Origin of the sequence: Streptomyces flaveolus, assembly GCF_014648815.1 — a bacterium.
Classification (GTDB): domain Bacteria; phylum Actinomycetota; class Actinomycetes; order Streptomycetales; family Streptomycetaceae; genus Streptomyces; species Streptomyces flaveolus.
The window spans coordinates 1-16,926 of the sequence record NZ_BMRV01000012.1; the positions used below are offsets into that span (position 1 = coordinate 1).

General features: G+C 74.2%; 16 protein-coding genes and 1 pseudogene. 9 read left to right on the plus strand and 8 right to left on the minus strand.

Features of this window, described 5'->3' with window-relative positions; all coding sequences use genetic code 11:
- Positions 1-303: pseudogene (locus IEZ05_RS24955) on the minus strand (lactate utilization protein); the annotation flags it as partial.
- A complete protein-coding gene (locus tag IEZ05_RS24960) occupies positions 300-1,055 on the minus strand; it encodes a (Fe-S)-binding protein (protein ID WP_189232493.1) in 756 nt (251 codons plus the stop codon). The gene IEZ05_RS24960 and the pseudogene IEZ05_RS24955, both read right to left, overlap by 4 nt.
- A gap of 205 nt (positions 1,056-1,260) precedes the next feature.
- Between IEZ05_RS24960 and IEZ05_RS24965 the strand changes: the two genes are divergently transcribed.
- The 5 genes from IEZ05_RS24965 to IEZ05_RS24985 all read left to right on the plus strand — a co-directional run bounded on the left by IEZ05_RS24965 (position 1,261) and on the right by IEZ05_RS24985 (position 6,321).
- Entirely contained in the window at positions 1,261-2,286 is a 1,026-nt protein-coding gene (locus IEZ05_RS24965; protein WP_189232494.1) for a LacI family DNA-binding transcriptional regulator, read from the plus strand.
- Between the two features lie 115 nt (positions 2,287-2,401).
- Entirely contained in the window at positions 2,402-3,706 is a 1,305-nt protein-coding gene (locus IEZ05_RS24970) for an alpha/beta fold hydrolase (protein WP_189232495.1), read from the plus strand.
- 78 nt (positions 3,707-3,784) lie between these two features.
- On the plus strand, positions 3,785-4,528 hold the full coding sequence (locus tag IEZ05_RS24975) for a PIG-L deacetylase family protein (RefSeq protein ID WP_189232496.1): 744 nt from the start codon (positions 3,785-3,787) through the stop codon (positions 4,526-4,528).
- 5 nt (positions 4,529-4,533) lie between these two features.
- Complete coding sequence (locus IEZ05_RS24980; protein WP_189232497.1) at positions 4,534-5,427, plus strand: sigma-70 family RNA polymerase sigma factor; 894 nt, start codon at positions 4,534-4,536, stop codon at positions 5,425-5,427.
- Positions 5,428-5,478: 51 nt separating this feature from the next.
- Positions 5,479-6,321, plus strand: coding sequence for a pentapeptide repeat-containing protein (locus tag IEZ05_RS24985; protein ID WP_189232498.1), 843 nt, complete (start codon positions 5,479-5,481; stop codon positions 6,319-6,321).
- Here IEZ05_RS24985 and IEZ05_RS24990 read toward each other — a convergent pair.
- Entirely contained in the window at positions 6,283-7,827 is a 1,545-nt protein-coding gene (locus tag IEZ05_RS24990; RefSeq protein WP_189232499.1) for a cytochrome P450, read from the minus strand. The genes IEZ05_RS24985 and IEZ05_RS24990 overlap by 39 nt on opposite strands.
- Positions 7,828-7,934: 107 nt before the next feature.
- On the opposite strand from IEZ05_RS24990, the gene IEZ05_RS24995 reads away from it, so the two are divergent.
- Together IEZ05_RS24995 and IEZ05_RS25000 are read left to right on the plus strand one after the other, a co-directional pair.
- Positions 7,935-8,543 (plus strand): TetR/AcrR family transcriptional regulator, encoded by a 609-nt coding sequence (locus IEZ05_RS24995; protein ID WP_189232500.1) that lies wholly within the window; start codon positions 7,935-7,937, stop codon positions 8,541-8,543.
- A 158-nt stretch (positions 8,544-8,701) separates the two neighbouring features.
- Positions 8,702-9,424: a DUF2470 domain-containing protein gene (locus tag IEZ05_RS25000; protein WP_189232501.1), complete on the plus strand. Its 723-nt coding sequence runs from the start codon at positions 8,702-8,704 to the stop codon at positions 9,422-9,424.
- Here IEZ05_RS25000 and IEZ05_RS25005 read toward each other — a convergent pair.
- The 4 genes from IEZ05_RS25005 to IEZ05_RS25020 form a co-directional block, all read right to left on the minus strand.
- Complete coding sequence (locus tag IEZ05_RS25005; RefSeq protein ID WP_189232502.1) at positions 9,392-10,597, minus strand: lactonase family protein; 1,206 nt, start codon at positions 10,595-10,597, stop codon at positions 9,392-9,394. The genes IEZ05_RS25000 and IEZ05_RS25005 overlap by 33 nt on opposite strands.
- Positions 10,598-10,637: 40 nt before the next feature.
- Positions 10,638-11,693, minus strand: coding sequence for a hypothetical protein (locus tag IEZ05_RS25010; protein ID WP_189232503.1), 1,056 nt, complete (start codon positions 11,691-11,693; stop codon positions 10,638-10,640).
- Positions 11,694-11,747: 54 nt separating this feature from the next.
- On the minus strand, positions 11,748-13,019 hold the full coding sequence (locus IEZ05_RS25015) for an FUSC family protein (RefSeq protein WP_189232504.1): 1,272 nt from the start codon (positions 13,017-13,019) through the stop codon (positions 11,748-11,750).
- 121 nt (positions 13,020-13,140) lie between these two features.
- Positions 13,141-13,635, minus strand: a complete 495-nt coding sequence (locus tag IEZ05_RS25020) for an FBP domain-containing protein (protein WP_189232505.1) — start codon at positions 13,633-13,635, stop codon at positions 13,141-13,143.
- Between the two features lie 226 nt (positions 13,636-13,861).
- Between IEZ05_RS25020 and IEZ05_RS25025 the strand changes: the two genes are divergently transcribed.
- Complete coding sequence (locus IEZ05_RS25025; RefSeq protein WP_189232506.1) at positions 13,862-15,151, plus strand: ROK family transcriptional regulator; 1,290 nt, start codon at positions 13,862-13,864, stop codon at positions 15,149-15,151.
- Positions 15,152-15,224: 73 nt separating this feature from the next.
- On the plus strand, positions 15,225-15,518 hold the full coding sequence (locus IEZ05_RS25030) for a hypothetical protein (RefSeq protein WP_189232507.1): 294 nt from the start codon (positions 15,225-15,227) through the stop codon (positions 15,516-15,518).
- Between the two features lie 106 nt (positions 15,519-15,624).
- On the opposite strand, the gene IEZ05_RS25035 is transcribed toward IEZ05_RS25030, so the two are convergent.
- Entirely contained in the window at positions 15,625-16,656 is a 1,032-nt protein-coding gene (locus IEZ05_RS25035; RefSeq protein ID WP_189232508.1) for an SDR family oxidoreductase, read from the minus strand.
- Positions 16,657-16,926 lie beyond the last annotated feature (270 nt).

Sequence of the window (16,926 nt, forward strand, 5' to 3'; positions counted from 1 at the left end):
CAGCCGGGCCACGATGTCGTTGGCCTCGGCCGCGTCGGCGGCCCAGTGGACGGTGCCGCCCGCCGCCGTCACCGCCTCCTCGACCCGCACCAGATAGTGGTCGAGGTGACGCAGCGTGTGGTCCTTGATCCGCTTCCCGGCCTCCCGCAGCGCCGCCCAGTCGTCCAGCTCCGCCACCGCCCGCGCCCGCTTGTCCCGGATCGTGCGCGTCGCGTGCCGCAGATTGCCGCGCAGCGTCGTGTCGCGCACGGCGTCCCGGGCCGCCCTCGGGAAGGACGGCATCCCCACGAACGTCCCGCTCATACCGTCGTGTCCTCCTCCGTGCTCGCCATGATCTCCGCGATGTGCACCGGCCGCATGCCCGTCCGCAGCCGCGCCATGGTCCCGCCGATGTGCATGAGACAGGAGTTGTCGGCGGCGCACAGCACCTCCGCGCCCGTCGACTCGGCGTTGCGCACCTTGTCCGCGCCCATCGCCGCGGACACGTCGGCGTTCTTCACGGCGAAGGTGCCGCCGAAGCCGCAGCACTCCTCCGCGCCCGGCAGCTCCACCAGCTCCAGCCCCTTCACGGCCCGCAACAGCCTGAGCGGCCGGTCCCCGAGACCGAGGCCGCGCAGCCCGTGGCAGGTCGGGTGGTACGTCACCGTGTGCGGGTAGTACGCCCCCACGTCCGTCACCCCCAGGACGTCCACCAGGAACTCGGTCAGCTCGTACGTCTTCGGCACCACCGGCGCCAGCGCGGCGGCGAGGGTGTCCCCGCGGCCCTCGGCCCGGGCCCGCTCACCCATGCGCGGATACAGCTCCCGCACCATCGCCCCGCACGACCCCGAGGGCGTCACGATCGCCTCGTAGTCCGCGAAGACCTCGGAGAAGCGCCGGGCCAGGGGCTCGGCCTCGTGCCGGTACCCCGTGTTGTAGTGGGCCTGTCCGCAGCAGGTCTGGCCCGCCGGGAAGTCGACCTCGACGCCCAGCCGGGTCAGCAGAGTCACCACGGCACGGCCGGTGTCCGGATACAGCGTGTCGTTGACGCAGGTCAGGAACAGGGCGACACGCATCGCGGCTCCTCGGGGCGATCGTGGTGATCATCGGACGAACGGCAGCGTAGTCGCCGGTCCCGGGCCGACGGCAGAGTGCGTGGCCCACCGTGCGCGGCGCCGGCTTCCCGCCCCCGCCGGGCGGGGACCGGCCCGCCGCGGCGCGGGTAATGTGAAGGTCTTTCCCGCCGCCCCTCCCCAGACCGACCCTGGAGGTCCCTGCCCGATGGCCCATTCGGTGGGTATCAAGGACGTCGCCCGCGCCGCCGGAGTATCCGTGGGCACGGTCTCCAACGTCATCAACCGTCCGGACACGGTCGCGGCCGAGACCCGCGCACGGGTCCTGTCCGCCATCGACCGGCTCGGCTACGTCCGCAGCGAGTCCGCGCGCCAGCTGCGCGCCGGCCGCAGCCGGATCATGGGGCTCCTCGTCCTCGACATGGGCAACCCCTTCTTCGTGGACGTCGCGCGCGGCGCCGAGCGGGCCGCGCGCGAGGCGGGCCTCGGCGTGATGGTCTGCAACAGCGCGCAGAGTCCGGCCGAGGAGGCCGAGTACCTGTCGCTCTTCGCCGAGCAGCGGGTCCGGGGCGTGCTGCTGACCCCGGCCGACGCCACCGGCCGCAACATCGAGGGCTTCCGGCGCCACCACATCCCCTTCGTGCTGGTCGACCGGGTCGCCGAGGGCACCACCGAGTGCTCGGTCTCCGTCGACGACATCGCGGGCGGCGCGCTGGCGGTGCGCCACCTCGTCGACGCCGGGCACCGCTCCATCGCCTACGTCAGCGGTCCGCCCGGCCTCACCCAGGTCCGCGACCGCCGCACCGGCGCCCTGAACGCGCTCGCCGAGGCCGGACTCTCCCCGAGCACCCTGCGCGAGCTGCCCACCGAACGCCTCGACGTCGCCGCGGGCCGCGACGCCGGCGCCCGCCTGCTCGGCCTCGCCGACCGGCCCACCGCCGTCTTCTGCGCCAACGACCTGCTCGCCCTCGGTGTGCTGCAGGCCATGTACGCCGCCGGGGTCGGCGTCCCCGACGACCTGGCCATCGTCGGCTACGACGACATCGAGTTCGCCGCCGCCGCGGCCGTCCCGCTCACCTCGGTGCGCCAGCCCGCCGTCACCATGGGCGCCATGGCCGCCGAGCTGCTCCTGGAGGAGACGGAACTGGACGGCACCGACCGGACCCACGCCCACCGGCGGGTCGTGCTCCAGCCCGAACTGGTGGTGCGCCGCTCCAGCCTGGCGGCCCGCTGACCCGCCGTTCAGCAGGATGTTCCGGTCCCAGGGGTCGGGGGCCGGAGGACCGTGTGCTGAACTGGGACACGGCCGAAAGATCCGGCCGTACGCCCCATCCGTCCCGGGAGCCCCGTTGAGCGCCAGTTACCGCCAGCCCGGCGTCGTCCTCACCGACCGCCGATTCACCGTGCCCCTCGACCACGCCGACCCCTCGGGGGAGACGATCGAGCTGTACGCCCGCGAGGCCGTCGCGAGCGACAGGGCGCACCGGGACGACCTGCCGTGGCTGGTGTACCTCCAGGGCGGCCCCGGCTTCGGAGCGAACCGTTTCATCGGCCGGCCCGCCTGGTTCGGCCGCGCCCTCAAGGAGTTCCGCGTCCTCCTCCTCGACCAGCGCGGCACCGGCGCCTCAACGCCCGCCAACCGCCAGACGCTCCCGCTGCGCGGCGGCTCCGCCGAGCAGGCCGACTACCTCACCCACTTCCGCGCCGACGCCATCGTCCGCGACTGCGAGGCCATCCGTCCGCAGGTCACCGGCGGCGCCCCCTGGACCGTCCTCGGCCAGAGCTTCGGCGGCTTCTGCACCGTCGCCTACCTCTCCCTGGCCCCCGAGGGCCTGCACACCGCCCTGATCACCGGCGGCCTGCCCTCCCTCGACGCCCACGCCGACGACGTCTACCGGGCCGCCTTCCCCCGCATCGAGCGCAAGGTCGCCGCGCACTACGACCGTTACCCGCAGGACGTCGAACGCGCCCGGCGCATCGCCGACCACCTGCTCACCCACGACGTGGTCCTGCCGAACGGCTACCGCCTCACCGTGGAGGCCTTCCAGTCCCTCGGCATCCTCCTCGGCGGCAGCGAGGGCAGCCACCGCCTGCACTTCCTGCTGGAGGACGCCTTCGTGCGCACCGCGCACGGCGTGGAGCTCTCCGACGCCTTCCAGGAGGAGGTCCAGGGCCTGCTGTCGTACGCCGGGCACCCGCTGTACGCCCTCGTCCACGAGGCCATCTACGGACAGGACGCGCGCCCGACGAACTGGTCCGCCGAGCGGGTCCGCGCCGAGTTCCCGCGCTTCGACGCCGCCAAGACCCTCGCGGGCGACGAACCGCTGCTGTTCACCGGCGAGTCGGTCCACCCTTGGATGTTCGACTGCGACCCGGCGCTGCGCCCGCTGCGCGAGACGGCCGAGGCGCTCGCCGCCCGCACCGACTGGACGCCCCTGTACGACCCCGCGCGCCTCGCCGCCAACGAGGTGCCGGCCGCCGCGGCCGTCTACCACGACGACATGTACGTCGACACCGCCCACGCGCTCACCACCGCCCGGAGCATCCGCGGTCTGCGCACCTGGGTCACCGACGAGTTCGAGCACGACGGCGTACGGGCCGGCGGCCCCCGGGTCCTGGACCGGCTGCTGGCGCTGGCCCGCGACGAGGCCTGACGGCGGGCCCGCGCCACGTGTCCGCGGCGGCGCGTGGACACCGAGTGTGATGTCAGTGCCACGGGCTAGGGTGCGGGCATGACGGAGCCGACGATCACGCAACTGGAGCCCATGCCCGGCGACTGGCGGCGCGCCCTCGCCGTCGTCGCCCACCCGGACGACCTGGAGTACGGCTGCTCGGCCGCGATCGCCGCCTGGACCGACGAGGGCCGCGAGGTCGCCTACGTCCTCGCGACCCGCGGCGAGGCCGGCATCGACACCCTGGCGCCCGCCGGGTGCGGCCCGCTGCGCGAGCGGGAGCAGCGGGCGAGCGCGGCCGTGGTCGGGGTGAGCGAGGTGGAGTTCCTCGACCACCGGGACGGCGTCGTCGAGTACGGACTCGCCCTGCGCCGGGACATCGCCGCCGCGATCCGCCGGCACCGGCCCGAGCTGGTCATCACCCTCAACCACCGGGACACCTGGGGCGGCGTCGCCTGGAACACCCCGGACCACGTCGCCGTCGGCCGGGCCACGCTCGACGCGGCGGGCGACGCCGGCAACCGGTGGATCTTCCCGGAGCTGACCGAGCAGGGTCTCGAACCGTGGGACGGCGTCCGCTGGGTCGCCGTCGCGGGCTCCGCCACGCCCACGCACGCCGTGGACGCGACGGCCGGGCTGGAGCGCGCGGTCCGCTCGCTGCTCGAACACCGCACCTACATCGAGGTGCTGACCGACGAGGACCCGGAGGCGTACGCCCGCGGGTTCCTCACCCGCACCGCGGAGCAGACGGGCCGGCGGTTCGGGAACCGGCCGGCGGTCGCCTTCGAGCTGTTCCCGCGGTGACGCGGATGGCCGACGACACTGCGCTGGCGGAGCGCTTCGAGGAGCACCGCGGACAGCTCAAGGCGGTCGCGTACCGCATGCTCGGTTCACTGGCCGAGGCGGAGGACGCCGTTCAGGAGGCCTGGCTGCGCCTGGGCCGCACCGACGCGGGCGCCATCGACAACCTGGGCGGCTGGCTGACCACCGTGACCGGCCGGATCTGCCTGGACCTGCTGCGCTCGCGCACCGCGCGCCGCGAGCAGCCGATGGACGAGACCTTCGTCCCGGACCTGGTGATCGGCCCCCTGACGGCGGACGACCCGGAGCAGGAGGCGCTGCACAACGACTCGGTGGGCGTGGCCCTGCTCGTGGTGCTGGAGCGACTCGAGCCCGACGAGCGGCTCGCGTTCGTCCTGCACGACATGTTCGCCGTGCCCTTCGACGACCTCGCCCCGGTCGTGGAGCGCAGCCCGGCCGCCACCCGGCAGCTGGCCTCCCGTGCCCGCCGCCGCGTCCGGGACGCCGGACCGCCCGCCGAGCCGGACCTCGGCCGGCAGCGGGAGGCGCTGGACGCCTTCCAGGCCGCCGCGCGCGGCGGCGACTTCGAGGCGCTGGTCGCCGTCCTCCACCCGCAGGTGACCCTGCGGGCCGACGCGGGCACCCTGGTGCGCGGCATAGCCGGGTCGAAGTCGCTCCGGGGCGCGGAGGCCGTGGCCGAGTCGGCGCTCATGTTCGCGCGGTTCAACGCGGAGGCGCGCATGGTCCGGGTCAACGACTCGCTCGGCCTGGTGAGCGTGGTCGACGGCCGTCCTCAGTCGGTGCTGACCGTCACCGTCGCCGACGGCCGCATCACCGGCCTGTACATCCTGGCCGACCCGGACCGGCTCACCCGCATGGAGGTGCCGGACGAGCGGGGATGACCCCGGCGGGGGCCGGGCCCGCACCCGACGGGGTGCCGGCCCCCGTTCCGTATGCTGAACGCCATGGGAGAACGAGAGACCGGCCGGGCGGAACTGCGCGGGGACTGCGAACGGTGCTTCGGGCTGTGCTGCGTGGCGCTGCCGTTCACGCGGTCGGCCGACTTCGCGGTGAACAAGGACGCCGGCACCCCCTGCGCCAACCTGCGCGAGGACAGCCGGTGCGGGATCCACGCGCGGCTGCGCACGAAGGGCTTCACCGGCTGCACGGTCTACGACTGCTTCGGCGCCGGACAGCAGGTCTCCCAGGTCACCTTCGGCGGACAGGACTGGCGTACCGCCCCGCCCGGGCGGGCCCGCCGCATGTTCGAGGTGTTCCCGGTGGTCCGCCATCTGCACGAGCTGCTCTGGTACCTGACCGAGGCGCTGACCCTGCCCGCCGCCCGGCCCGTCCACGCCGACGTGCGCCGGCTGCTGGCCGAGACGGAACGGCTCACCGCCGGGACCCCCGAGGAGCTGGCCGCGCTGGATCTGGCAGCGCACCGGCAGCGGGCCAACGTGCTTCTGCTGCGCACCAGCGAACTGATGCGCGCCGGGACACGCGGCAAGAAGAAGAACCGCCGCAACGCCGACCTGATGGGCGCCCGCCTCAGAGGCGCCGACCTGCGCGGAGCCGATCTGCGCGGCGCCTACCTCATCGCCGCCGACCTCACCGGCGCCGATCTGCGGGGCGCGGACCTGATCGGCGCCGATCTCCGCGACGCCGACCTGACGGACGCGGACCTCACGGGGGCCTTCTTCCTCACCCAGCCGCAGCTCACCGCGGCCCGCGGCAGCGCCGGCACGAAGCTGCCGGGGTCACTGAGCCGCCCGGTGCACTGGACAACGGGCCTCTGACGGGCCGGCCTCCGCACCTGCCTGCTCCGCCTCCTCGGCGACGGGGACCGGCACCGCGGCCCGCCGGTCCAGCCGCAGCCGCAGCCCCTCCGGCATCAGCGTCAGCCGCTCGGTCACCCGCAGCCGGTAGTCGGGCTCGGGCCGCAACTCGTAGCGGCGCAGCAGCAGCCCGAGCACCAGCGTGGCCTCGTGCAGCGCGAACTGCCGTCCGATGCACGCCCGCGCGCCCGTCCCGAACGGCTTGAACGTGTGCGGGGCACGGGCCCGTACGGCCTTTGCGTCGAAGCGGTCCGGGTCGAACCGCTCGGCGTCCGGCCCCCACACGTCGGGATCGCGGTGCAGCATCCCGGTGAGGACCAGCGCCCAGGCGCCCCGCCGCATGGGGTACGTGCCGTCCAGCACCGTGTCCCGGAGCGCCTCCCGCGCGAAGGCGGGCGCGGTCGGCCACAGCCGCAGTGACTCGTCCAGCACCCGGCGCACGTACCGCAGCTTGGCCACCTGCTCGTAGCCGGGCGCCTCGGTGTCGCCCCAGACCCGGTCCACCTCGGCCCGGGCGCGGGCCGCGACCTCGGGGTGCCGGGCGAGGTAGTGCAGGGCGAAGGAGAGCGCGCCCGAGGTGGTCTCGTGGCCGGCCACCAGGAAGGTGATGACCTGTCGGCGGACGTTCTCCGCCGACAGGCGCTCACCGGTGTCCGGGTGGGCCGTCTCCAGCATCCGGTCGAGGAGGTCGCCGTCGCCGCCGCCCGAGGCGCGGCGGGCCCGGACCAGGTCGTCGACCGTGCGGTTCAGACAGGCGATGTCGGCGGCGTTGCGGCGGCTCGCGCCGCGCAGCAGCCACGGCGCGAGCGGCGCGGGCACGGTGTTGAGGCGCTGCGCGTAGCTGAGGGTGCCCACCATCGCCTCCACGAAGGGGTGGAGGCGGGGGCGCTCGAACGATCCGAAGTCGTGCCCGAACCCGGTGCGCGCGATCGTCTCCAGCGTCAGCTTCGTCATGTCGCCGGGCACGTCCACCGTGCGCCCGGCGGCCTCGGCGCGGTCCCAGTGGGCGGTCAGCCGTCCGGCCACGTCCAGCATCATGAGGTGGTAGCCGGCCATGGCCTCACGGCTGAACCCGGGCGCCAGGACGTCGTGCGCGAGCTGCCAGTTGGGCTCGTGGTTGTACGCCGTGAACAGTCCGTCTCCGGCGACGGGCCGCAGGTTGGCCACGCCGAGGCCCACGTGCTTGCCGAAGCGCGACTCGTCCGCCAGGTCGGCGGCGAGCCGGGCACCCCACACGAACACGAACTCCTTGCCGAAGGCCCGCCGGCGGAAGATCGGCCCCAGCTGCCGTGCGTAGCGCAGCGAGTCCTGCATCGGCGTGCTCCGGCTGGCCCCGACGACGTCCCCGAGCAGCGGGAGCCGGTAGGGCGGGCGCGGGATGCGGTCCAGTTCGGGCCACCCCAGCTCGGCGCTGCGGAACCCCTTCGGCAGCCCGTCCGCGGCCGCTTCCGTCCTCGTCCGATCCATGACGCATCTCCCTTGACGCGGCGCCGTGTTCAAGCGTGTTGTACGTGGATTCAATAGCGGCCCCAGTCTCGGCCCGTTGTTGAACCGGCGTCAAGTAAAGTGCGGGCATGGCCGCGAACCAGGGTGAGCGCACGCGCCGCCGGCTCAGCACCGAGGAGCGCCGGGAGCAGCTGCTGTCGGTGGGGGCGCGGCTGTTCTCCGAGAGCCCCTACGACGACGTGTGGATCGAGCGCGTCGCCGAGATCGCCGGGGTCTCGCGAGGTCTGCTGTACCACTACTTCCCGGCCAAACGGGACTTCTTCGCGGCGGTGGTCGAGCGGGAGAGCGAGCGCATGCTGCGGATGACGGCGGCCGTGCCCGGCGTCCCGGTGCGTGAGCAGCTCACCGCGGGCCTCGACGCGTACCTGGAGTACGTCCGGGAGCACGCGCACGGCTATCGCGCCTTCCACCGTGCCGACGCGACGGGGGACCAGGCCGTGCGCCGGGTGTACCAGAAGGCACTGGCCGCGCAGGAACGGCAGATCCTCGCCGCCCTGGCCGCCGACCCGGAGTTCGGCCCGGCCTTCGAGGAGCGGGCCGACGTGCGGCTGGCGGTGCGCGGCTGGCTGGCGTTCACCACCGCGGTCTGCCTGGAGTGGCTGCGGGACCCGCGGCCGGCCCGGGAGCAGGTGCGCGACCTGTGCGCGCGGGCTCTGCTGGGCGCGATCGCACCGTAGGGCGCCGCGCGTTCCGCCGCGGCACGGGCGCTCGCTGCGCCGATACGCGCCCCTCGTGCGCGCACAGATCACGCAGGGATCACACGTCGTGGTTGGCGCGCACTCCGATCTCCGATAGGTTAGGCAAGCCTTACCTAATGAAGATGACGGAGGTTGGGATGGGTGACCACACCTGGACGGCCGCGCCCGCCGCGGCGGAGCAGGCCCGCTCCGTGCTCGCCGCCGCATGGTCCTGCGCGGTGACCGCGGAGGGCGGCCGCGAGGAGTTCGTCGGCGCGCACACCGTGGCCGACGACGGCCGGGTGCTGCTGCACGTGCCCGAGGACAGCGCCCTGTCGGCCGCGGCGGTCTGCGCGCCCCGCGGCGAGCCGTCCGCCGTGCTGGAGTTCGCCGACGTGGCGCCCGTCCCGGTGCGGAGCCGGATCCGCGCCCGGCTCTGGCTGGCGGGCTGGTTCGCCGCGGACGACGGCCACCTGGCCTTCCGGCCCACGCGCGTGGTGCTGCGACAGCCGTCCGGTGCCGTGGTGGTCGGCCTCGACGAGTTCGCCGCCGCCGCGCCCGACCCGCTGGCCTGTGCCGAGGCCCGGCTGCTGACCCACCTCGCCGACTGCCACGCCGACGCGGTGGAACGCCTCACCCGGCTCGTCGACGCCGGCAGCCTGCACGGCGCGGTCCGGGTCCGCCCGCTCGCCGTCGACCGGCACGGACTGACGCTGCGCGTCGAGCGCGCCCGCACCCACGGCGACGTACGACTGCCGTTCCACGCGCCCGCCGACGACGTCGCGCAGCTCACGGAACGCATGCACGTGCTGCTCGCCCAGGCGAGCGCGGCCGCCTGTCCCCGCGCGCTACAGCGGCAGCGCACAGACGGCGACGGGTGAGGCGAACGGCTCACCGGTGAGCCTCAGTTCGCCCGTGTCCGCGGACACGCGGAACACGCTCACCGTCCCGGACCGTTGGTTCGCCGCGAACAGCAGCCCGCCGTCCGGGGAGAAGGCGATCTGGCGGGGGAAGTCCCCGCCCACCGGCACCGTGTCCAGCAGCCGCAGCTGCGCGCCGTCCGCCGCCACGGCGTAGCGGGTCAGGCTGTTGTGGCCCCGGTTGGCGAGATAGGCGTAGGAGCCGTCCGCCGTGACGAGGAGCTGCGCCGGGTAGTTGGTGCCCCGCCCCGTGCCGGTGGACCGGGCCTCGCCGATGGTGAGGCGCCCGGTGTCCGGGTCGTAGGCGCAGACGGCGACCGTGTTGTCGACCTCGTTGGCGAGATAGGCGTACCGCCCGCCGGGATGGAAGGTCAGGTGGCGCGGTCCGGCGCCCGGCCGGGTGCGCGCCCGGGAGACCTCCCGGAGCGTGCCCGCGCTCTCGTCCAGGCGGTAGGTGTAGACGGTGTCCGTGCCCAGGTCCACGGCGAGCACGTGGCCTCCGTCCGGGCCGGTGACCACCTGGTGGGCGTGCGGGCCCTGCTGACCGGGGCCGGGCGGGGGAGCGGAGTGCGTGACCACGGCGGTCGGCTCCCCGAGCGCGCCCGAGGCGTCGACGGGGTGCACGGCGACGCTGCCCGAGCCGTAGTTCGCGCTGAGCAGCCAGCGCCCGCTCGGATGCACCGACAGATGGCAGGGCGCGGAGCCGCCGGTGCTCCGGCTGCCCAGGACCTTGCGGTCGGACAGGCGTACGGCGGTCACGGCGCCGTCCTCCCGCTCGTTCACCGCGTACAGGGTGTGCCCGGCGGGGTGCACCGCCAGATACGACGGATCGGCCACGCCGGTGACGGTGCCCAGGCCGGTGATCCGGCCCGTGCGGGCGTCGTACTCGGCCAGGCCGATGCCCCGGCCGCCGCCCTCGGCCGAGGTGTACGTCCCGATGTGGAGGGGGCGCGGACCGGACGGGGCGTGTTCCCGGCCCGCGGCGCCGCCGCTCGCCTCGGGTGCCGCGGGGGTGGCCGCGGACCCGGGCGCCGGCGTGTCGTCGCAGGCCGTCACCGCCGGGAGTACCGCCGCCGCGGCCGTCCGGGCCAGGACACCGGCGAACCGGCGCCTGCTCAAGCCACCACCGCTCATGCGCGCTCCAGCCCGTCCGTCCGTCCGCTCCACCCCTTGTCTACCAGTCGCCGTCCTGCACCGGCGCCCCCGGGGCGTCCCCGAGGGGCTGGATCTGCTGCGCGGCGGGCGGCTGCCAGGGTTCGTGGTCGTCGCCGATCCAGTCCCCGACCGGCTTGACGTCCTGGAGCGGCTCGGTCGGCGCCAGGTCGTGGGCGTCCTGGTCGTAGTAGTCGTACCAGGGCAGACCCGCCTTGGTGTACGCCTCCCGGTCCACGGGGGACGGCGGCGGCGCCTCGCCGGTGATGCGCCGCCACTCCGGAGGCGTCACCAGGTGCACGAAGACCCGGCCCGCCGGCCGCTCGGCCCAGTCCGCCAGGGGCCGTTCGTCCCGGTAGACCTCCTGCCGCATGGACCCGCCCACGCCCAGTCCCATGGCGGGGGCCGACCGCGCGCGGGCCGCTCCGGCGGGCGCCGGGGCCGCGCCGGGGGCGGGCGGCGCCGACATCGGCATCGCGGCCCCGTAGGCCGCGGGCGGCCGGGGCCCCCGGGCGCGCAGCGCCTCGGCCCGGCGCCGCTCCTCCTCGCGCCAGCGGGCCAGCTCCCGGTCGTTGAGGGAGAAGGCCTGCAACTGCACGCCGCCCCACACCTCCTCGCCGGTCACCTGGCCCTCCACGGTCGCGCCCAGGCCCAGCGGGACCGCCACGAACTGGCGGACCGTCCCCGTCCCGGAGTTGATGCCGTCCAGCCAGGGCTGCCGGGGAAGCACCACGTAGTTCTGGGGGTCGCGGGACAGCCGGTCGCTCCACGGCCTGCCCGACACCGCGCACACCTTGCCCACGCCGACCTGGAGGGCCGCGGGCTCCCGGGTGCCGGCGAAGCTCAGCCACATGGCCTCGCGCAGATACACCGGCAGCATCACGCCACCGCGCGCCCGCCACGCCTCGGGCACGGTTCCGGCGTAGTCGGCGATCCGGCGGACCGGGAACTCGCCGAGCCCCGGCGGCAGCGGATGCGTGCCCGTCTCGGGCAGCCGCAGGGTGCGGATGAACCGCACCGCCGCCCCGCCCGGCAGCCGCAGCGTGTTCCCGTCGATCCGCACGCTGGTTCCGGTCATCCGTACGCCCCCTTCGCCCGTCCGCACGTACTCGTCCCGGTGAGTCCGTGTCCGTCACTTAGAACGATGCCCGGAGGCGCCCCGGTTCCGGCGCAGCCGCGTCACCTTGCGCAACCGGTCCCACATCCGCATCAGCCGGGGGCGGCGCTCGCGCTGCTCGCGCGTGTGGCGGTCCAGTTCCTCCAGCAGCCTGCGCGAGCGGTGCTCGGTGTCCATCTCGTCGATGATGCGGTTGACCTCGGTCAGCACCGCCCCCTGCAACTGCCACTGCCGGGCGTCGCGCTGGATCTCGCCCAGCAGCAGCTGGGCGAGCTTGTCCCGGGTGACCGCCGCCTGGTGCAGCTCGGCGCTCAGCCGTTCCTCCGCCGACTCGGCGTTCTCACTGGTGCTGGTGGTCACCAGCACCGAGAAGCTGACCACGGCGTCGGCGATCTCGGACAGCAACTGCTGGATGGTCGCGCCCGTCTCCGCCGGGAACAGGGGATCCGGCTCGCGTTCCTTCGCGAGGTCGGTGAAGGTGCGCGCCAGGACCCGCAGGACCACCGTGCAGATCTCCAGGGTGTCCAGACCGGTGCGCAGCACCACCCGGTGCAGCAGCCCCTCTCGGACCCGTGGGTTGAGCCGCAGGCTGTCCTCCGCCTGCCGGAGGTCCTCGTCCACCTCGGCGATGTCGTGGTCGAGGCGGCGGGCCTCATGCAGCCGGGCCGCCGCCTCGTGGAACGCTGTGCTGCCCGCCGCCTCCTCGCCCATGCGCAGCATCAGCTGCCGCACCCGCCGGGCCAGGCCCTCGATCGACTCCCCGGCCTGCTCCACCCACACCGGGGGAGCGAAGAGCAGGTTGAAGACCAGCCCGACGACCGCCCCGATCAGCGTCTCCACCACCCGGGCCCAGGCCAGGGTCCCGTGCGAGGTCACCCCGAGGACCAGCATCGCGCTGATCGCCACCTCGGCCACGAACTCGTGCGCCCGCACCAGATGCCCGACGCCCAGGGCCGCGACGATCACCAGCGCGAGGCTCCACCAGCTCAGCCCCACCACCGCGCTGAAGACGATCGCGACCAGGACACCGGCCACCACCGCGTTCACCCGTCGGACGCTCATCTTCAGCGTGGCGTACAGGGTGACCTGGACGACCAGCAGCGCGGTCAGGGGCGCGGTGAGCGGCGCCGCCGACTTGTCGGGGGACAGCCGCACAGCGATCACGTAGGCGATCGACGCCGCCGCGGCCGAGCGCACCGCCTGCACGACCACCGGATCCCGGTGCCACTTCGCCAGGCGCTTCGCCTCGCGCGCGGCGGACGCCACCGTCTCACGTAGATCCAGCATCTACGGGCTGTTCCCCTTCCCCAGGCGCATCGAACGTATCCGGACAGACGGTAACCGGACGCAGGCGGTCAAAACGCCTCTCACGCGCCGGATGCCGCCCGATGTGCCGAGGGCGGACGGATCAGTCGGTGATCTTGGCGAGGAAGGCCGACAGATTGCCCGTGGTCCGGGCGATCTGTTCCTCCAGGGTGAGGCTCTCCTCGAAACGGGCGCCGGTCTCCGTCAGCTTCTTGCCGCGCAGATACAGGGAACAGGCGAGGTCGGTGCACATGTAGAGGCCGACCGAGTTGCCCTCGCGGCCGGCCGGGCCCGCCTTGCGCGCGGTCATCAGCGACACGCCGCCCCGGGGGTGGGTGGTCAGGCACAGCGAGCACATGCTGCGGTGGAAGAAGCCGGGCCGGGCCGGCTGGAAGCGCAGCGCGACACCGACGAGGCGCCCACCGTGTTCGGTGACCAGATAGCTGCGGTCGGGCGCTCCCGGATCCCGCCAGCCCAGGAAGTCGAGATCCTCCCACGGGCGCTCGTCGAGGTCCCGGGGGACGGCCAGACGCTTCGCCTCGCCCTTCGAGCAGTTGACGAAGGAGTCGCGGATGTCCCGCTCGGTGAGTGTTTTCATGGGAAGCCTCGGGTGTGTTCGTCGGTCCTCGGAAGCGAACCTAGGGGGCCTAGGTTTCTACCTAGGGTAAATAGCCGGGCGGCGGGTGGGCCAACGGATTTCGGGTACGGCGCCCCGAGCGCGAGCCGGACCGGAGAGTTCACATCCTGAATTAAGGGGAGAGGAAAGTCGCGGGCGGCGGGCCGGCAGGGGTATGTTGCTGGTCGGGCACGGTGGGAGGAGCCACATGGCGGGGCGGAACGGGCGCACGGTGCGCGACCTCAGGCGGGCCAACCGTACGGCCGTACTGCAGCGGCTCTACTTCGACGGGCCGCTCAGCCGCTTCGAGCTGGGCCCCGCGACCGGGCTGAGCTCCGGCTCGGTCAGCAACGTCGTGGCCGACCTGGTCGGCGACGGTCTGGTGGAGGAGGCCGGCAGCGTCGACTCCGACGGCGGCAGGCCCCGCACCCTGCTGCGCGTGGCGCCCGGCAGCGGCCACATGATCGGTGTGGACGTCGGCGAGACCCGGGTGCGCGTCGAACTGTTCGACCTGACCCTGACCGAGCTCGCCCGCGCCGAACGCCCGCTGACCCAGCAGCGCTACGAGGTCGAGGTCATCGTCGACCACATCCGCGAGGGCATCGCCGAGGTGCTGGCCGCCGCCCGCCTCGCGCCCGAACGGCTGCTCGGCGTCGGGATCGGCGTCCCCGGCATCGTCGAGCACGCACCGGAGCGCGGAGCCGTCGTCCACGGCCAGACCATCGGCTGGGACGCCGTACCGCTGGAGGACCTGCTCCGTGCCGGCTCCCCGCTGCCCGACACGGTCCCGTACTTCATCGACAACGGCGCCAAGACCCTCGGCCAGGCCGAGATGTGGTTCGGGGCCGGACGCGGTGCCCGCAACGCGATCGTGGTGCTCTTCGGCTCCGGCGTCGGCGCCTGCCTCGTGACCCCCGAGGTGGAACACGGCCGCGCGGTCGAATGGGGACACCTGACGGTCCGGGTCCGGGGGCGCCGCTGCCGCTGCGGCGCGCTCGGCTGCCTGGAGGCCTACGCGGGTGCCGAGTCCCTGCTGGCCCGCTGGCGCGAGGAGGGCGGCCGGGTGCCCGAGGGCACCGACGAGGAGACGGCGCTGACCTCCATGCTGGCCGCCGCCTACCCGCCCGACGGCCGCGCCGCCGACCCGGTCGCGCTCGCCGTCTTGGAGGAGACCGCCGAGTACCTGGGCGCCGGCCTCTCCGACCTGATCAACCTCTTCCAGCCCGAGCGCATCCTCATCGGCGGCTGGGCCGGCCTCCAGCTCGGCACCCGTTTCCTGCCCGCCGTACGCCGCCACGCGGTGTCGTACGCGCTGCGTCACCCCGCCCAGAAGGTGACCGTCGACCTGGGGCGGCTCGGCCCCGACGCGGTCACCGTAGGCGCCGCGATCCTGCCGCTGGCCGACTTCTTCGCCCGCGGCGGCCGGCGCCCCGAGCCGGCGCCCGAGAACCCCCTCCCCGCCTGGCGCACGGCACTGGACGAACGGGCGCCGCACTGAGGTTTCGCCGCCCGCCGCGGAGGTACCCGACGTCGCTCGTACGACCCGGCGAACCACCGGAAGGGAGAGCGCCGTGACCGACCACCGCCTCGAAGGACCGGGCGAGAACGGTGTCCCCGTGCCGCGGGACCTGCCGGACCAGCAGGCCGGCGCAGGCGAGGACCCCTGGGAGGCCGCGCCCGCCCGCGCGAAGCAGGATCCTGCCGACGGCACGGACGACGACAAGGAAGCCGGCCGCGACGAGCCGGCGGACTCCGGCGACACCGACGTTCCCGACACGGACGAGGCCGGGACGGGACCCCAGGGCGCACCGCGCTCGGGCAACGTGCACCCCGAGCACCCCGTACCCGACGAGTCGTCCGGCTGACGGCACGCCGACGGCACAGGGCGCCGAGGGACACCGCGCGCCCCGACGCGAGACGGCCGGCCGGGAGGGATCCGATCCTCCCGGCCGGCCGTCTCGCGCCCGGCCGTCAGCCGACCTTGCGCCCCCGCAGCGGTTCCGTCGCCGCGCCCGCGCCCTGCCGGAAGCCCTGGAGGAACTCCTCCAGCACCTCCGTCGCCGTGTGCACCGGGCGCCAGCCGAGCTCCGCGCGCGCCCGTGTGCAGTCCATGAGCGGAAGCCGCAGCACCGCGTCGAACAGATGCGGGGACGCCGGCAGCAGATGCAGCCCCCACGCGGCGGCGATCGCCGACCGCGCGGCCGTGCGCGGCAGCCGCACCGGACGCGCGCCGGTCATCTCGCCCAGCAGCTCCGCGTCGACCGGCGGGTCGGCCGCCAGGTTGTACGGGCCCCGGGCGTCCTCCGTACGCACCGCCAGCCGGTAGGCGCCCGCCGCGTCGTCGGTGTGCAGCGCCTGCACCCGCAGCCCGGGGATGTCCGGCAGGAACGGCAGCAGCTCCGGACGGGCCAGCGGCCCGGGCAGGAACTTGCCGCCGAAGATCCTGCGCTGCTCGCTCGCCGACTCCCGCTTGAACAGGAAGGCGGGCCGCATCCGCACCACCCGGATGCCCGGATGGTCGCGTTCGAACGTGTCCAGGACCCGCTCCAGATACGCCTTCTCCCGGCAGTACGCCGCGTCCGGCCAGCCGTGCGTCGGCCACGACTCGTCCACCGCGCGCTCCTTCGGCCCCGGCGAGTACGCGCCGACCGACGAGGCGTGCACCAGCGTCGGCACTCCGGCCGCGGCCACCGCCTCGAAGACCCGCAGGGAGCCGAGGACGTTCGTGCGCCAGGTCGTCGCGGGATCGTGCGTCGGCTGGAACGCCCACGCCAGATGGATCACCGCGTCGGCGCCCGCGAAGTGACCGGCCGCGTCGGCCTGCTCGGAGGCCAGGTCGACGGCGGCCCACTCCGTCTTCGGGGGCGACCACTCGGGGATCCGCCGGGCCAGCCCCAGGACCGAACCGACCTCCGGGTCCTGTGAGAGGAGTCTCACCACGCTGGTGCCCACGTTGCCGGTGGCGCCCGTCACCACGATCCTGCTGCCCGCTGTGCTGCTCACGTTCCGCTCCTCCCGTCCGCCTGTCAGGTCGGAGGCCACGGGTACCCCGCCCTGCCGCGGGCAAAGAAGAGCCCCGACCGGACGGGGGGATCACGGTCGGGGCGGTCTGTGGTGGGTACGGATGGCGGTCGCCTCTCGGCGAAGTGCTCCACAGGGCTTCAGCCGAACGATCGTCCCTGTGGGCGAGAGATGAGGCCCGGGGACACTGTCCCATCCGTACCCACGCCCTCTTCAACGGCGCACACCCTGCCGGTGTTCCACCGTCTGTCG

Bases quoted from the DNA above. Each gene is read 5' to 3' on its own strand.
- IEZ05_RS24960 (WP_189232493.1), bottom strand. From the start codon at position 1,055: ATGCGTGTCGCCCTGTTCCTGACCTGCGTCAACGACACGCTGTATCCG.
- IEZ05_RS24965 (WP_189232494.1), top strand. From the start codon at position 1,261: ATGGCCCATTCGGTGGGTATCAAGGACGTCGCCCGCGCCGCCGGAGTA.
- IEZ05_RS24975 (WP_189232496.1), top strand. From the start codon at position 3,785: ATGACGGAGCCGACGATCACGCAACTGGAGCCCATGCCCGGCGACTGG.
- IEZ05_RS24980 (WP_189232497.1), top strand. From the start codon at position 4,534: ATGGCCGACGACACTGCGCTGGCGGAGCGCTTCGAGGAGCACCGCGGA.
- IEZ05_RS24985 (WP_189232498.1), top strand. From the start codon at position 5,479: ATGCTGAACGCCATGGGAGAACGAGAGACCGGCCGGGCGGAACTGCGC.
- IEZ05_RS24990 (WP_189232499.1), bottom strand. From the start codon at position 7,827: ATGGATCGGACGAGGACGGAAGCGGCCGCGGACGGGCTGCCGAAGGGG.
- IEZ05_RS24995 (WP_189232500.1), top strand. From the start codon at position 7,935: ATGGCCGCGAACCAGGGTGAGCGCACGCGCCGCCGGCTCAGCACCGAG.
- IEZ05_RS25000 (WP_189232501.1), top strand. From the start codon at position 8,702: ATGGGTGACCACACCTGGACGGCCGCGCCCGCCGCGGCGGAGCAGGCC.
- IEZ05_RS25005 (WP_189232502.1), bottom strand. From the start codon at position 10,597: ATGAGCGGTGGTGGCTTGAGCAGGCGCCGGTTCGCCGGTGTCCTGGCC.
- IEZ05_RS25010 (WP_189232503.1), bottom strand. From the start codon at position 11,693: ATGACCGGAACCAGCGTGCGGATCGACGGGAACACGCTGCGGCTGCCG.
- IEZ05_RS25015 (WP_189232504.1), bottom strand. From the start codon at position 13,019: ATGCTGGATCTACGTGAGACGGTGGCGTCCGCCGCGCGCGAGGCGAAG.
- IEZ05_RS25020 (WP_189232505.1), bottom strand. From the start codon at position 13,635: ATGAAAACACTCACCGAGCGGGACATCCGCGACTCCTTCGTCAACTGC.
- IEZ05_RS25025 (WP_189232506.1), top strand. From the start codon at position 13,862: ATGGCGGGGCGGAACGGGCGCACGGTGCGCGACCTCAGGCGGGCCAAC.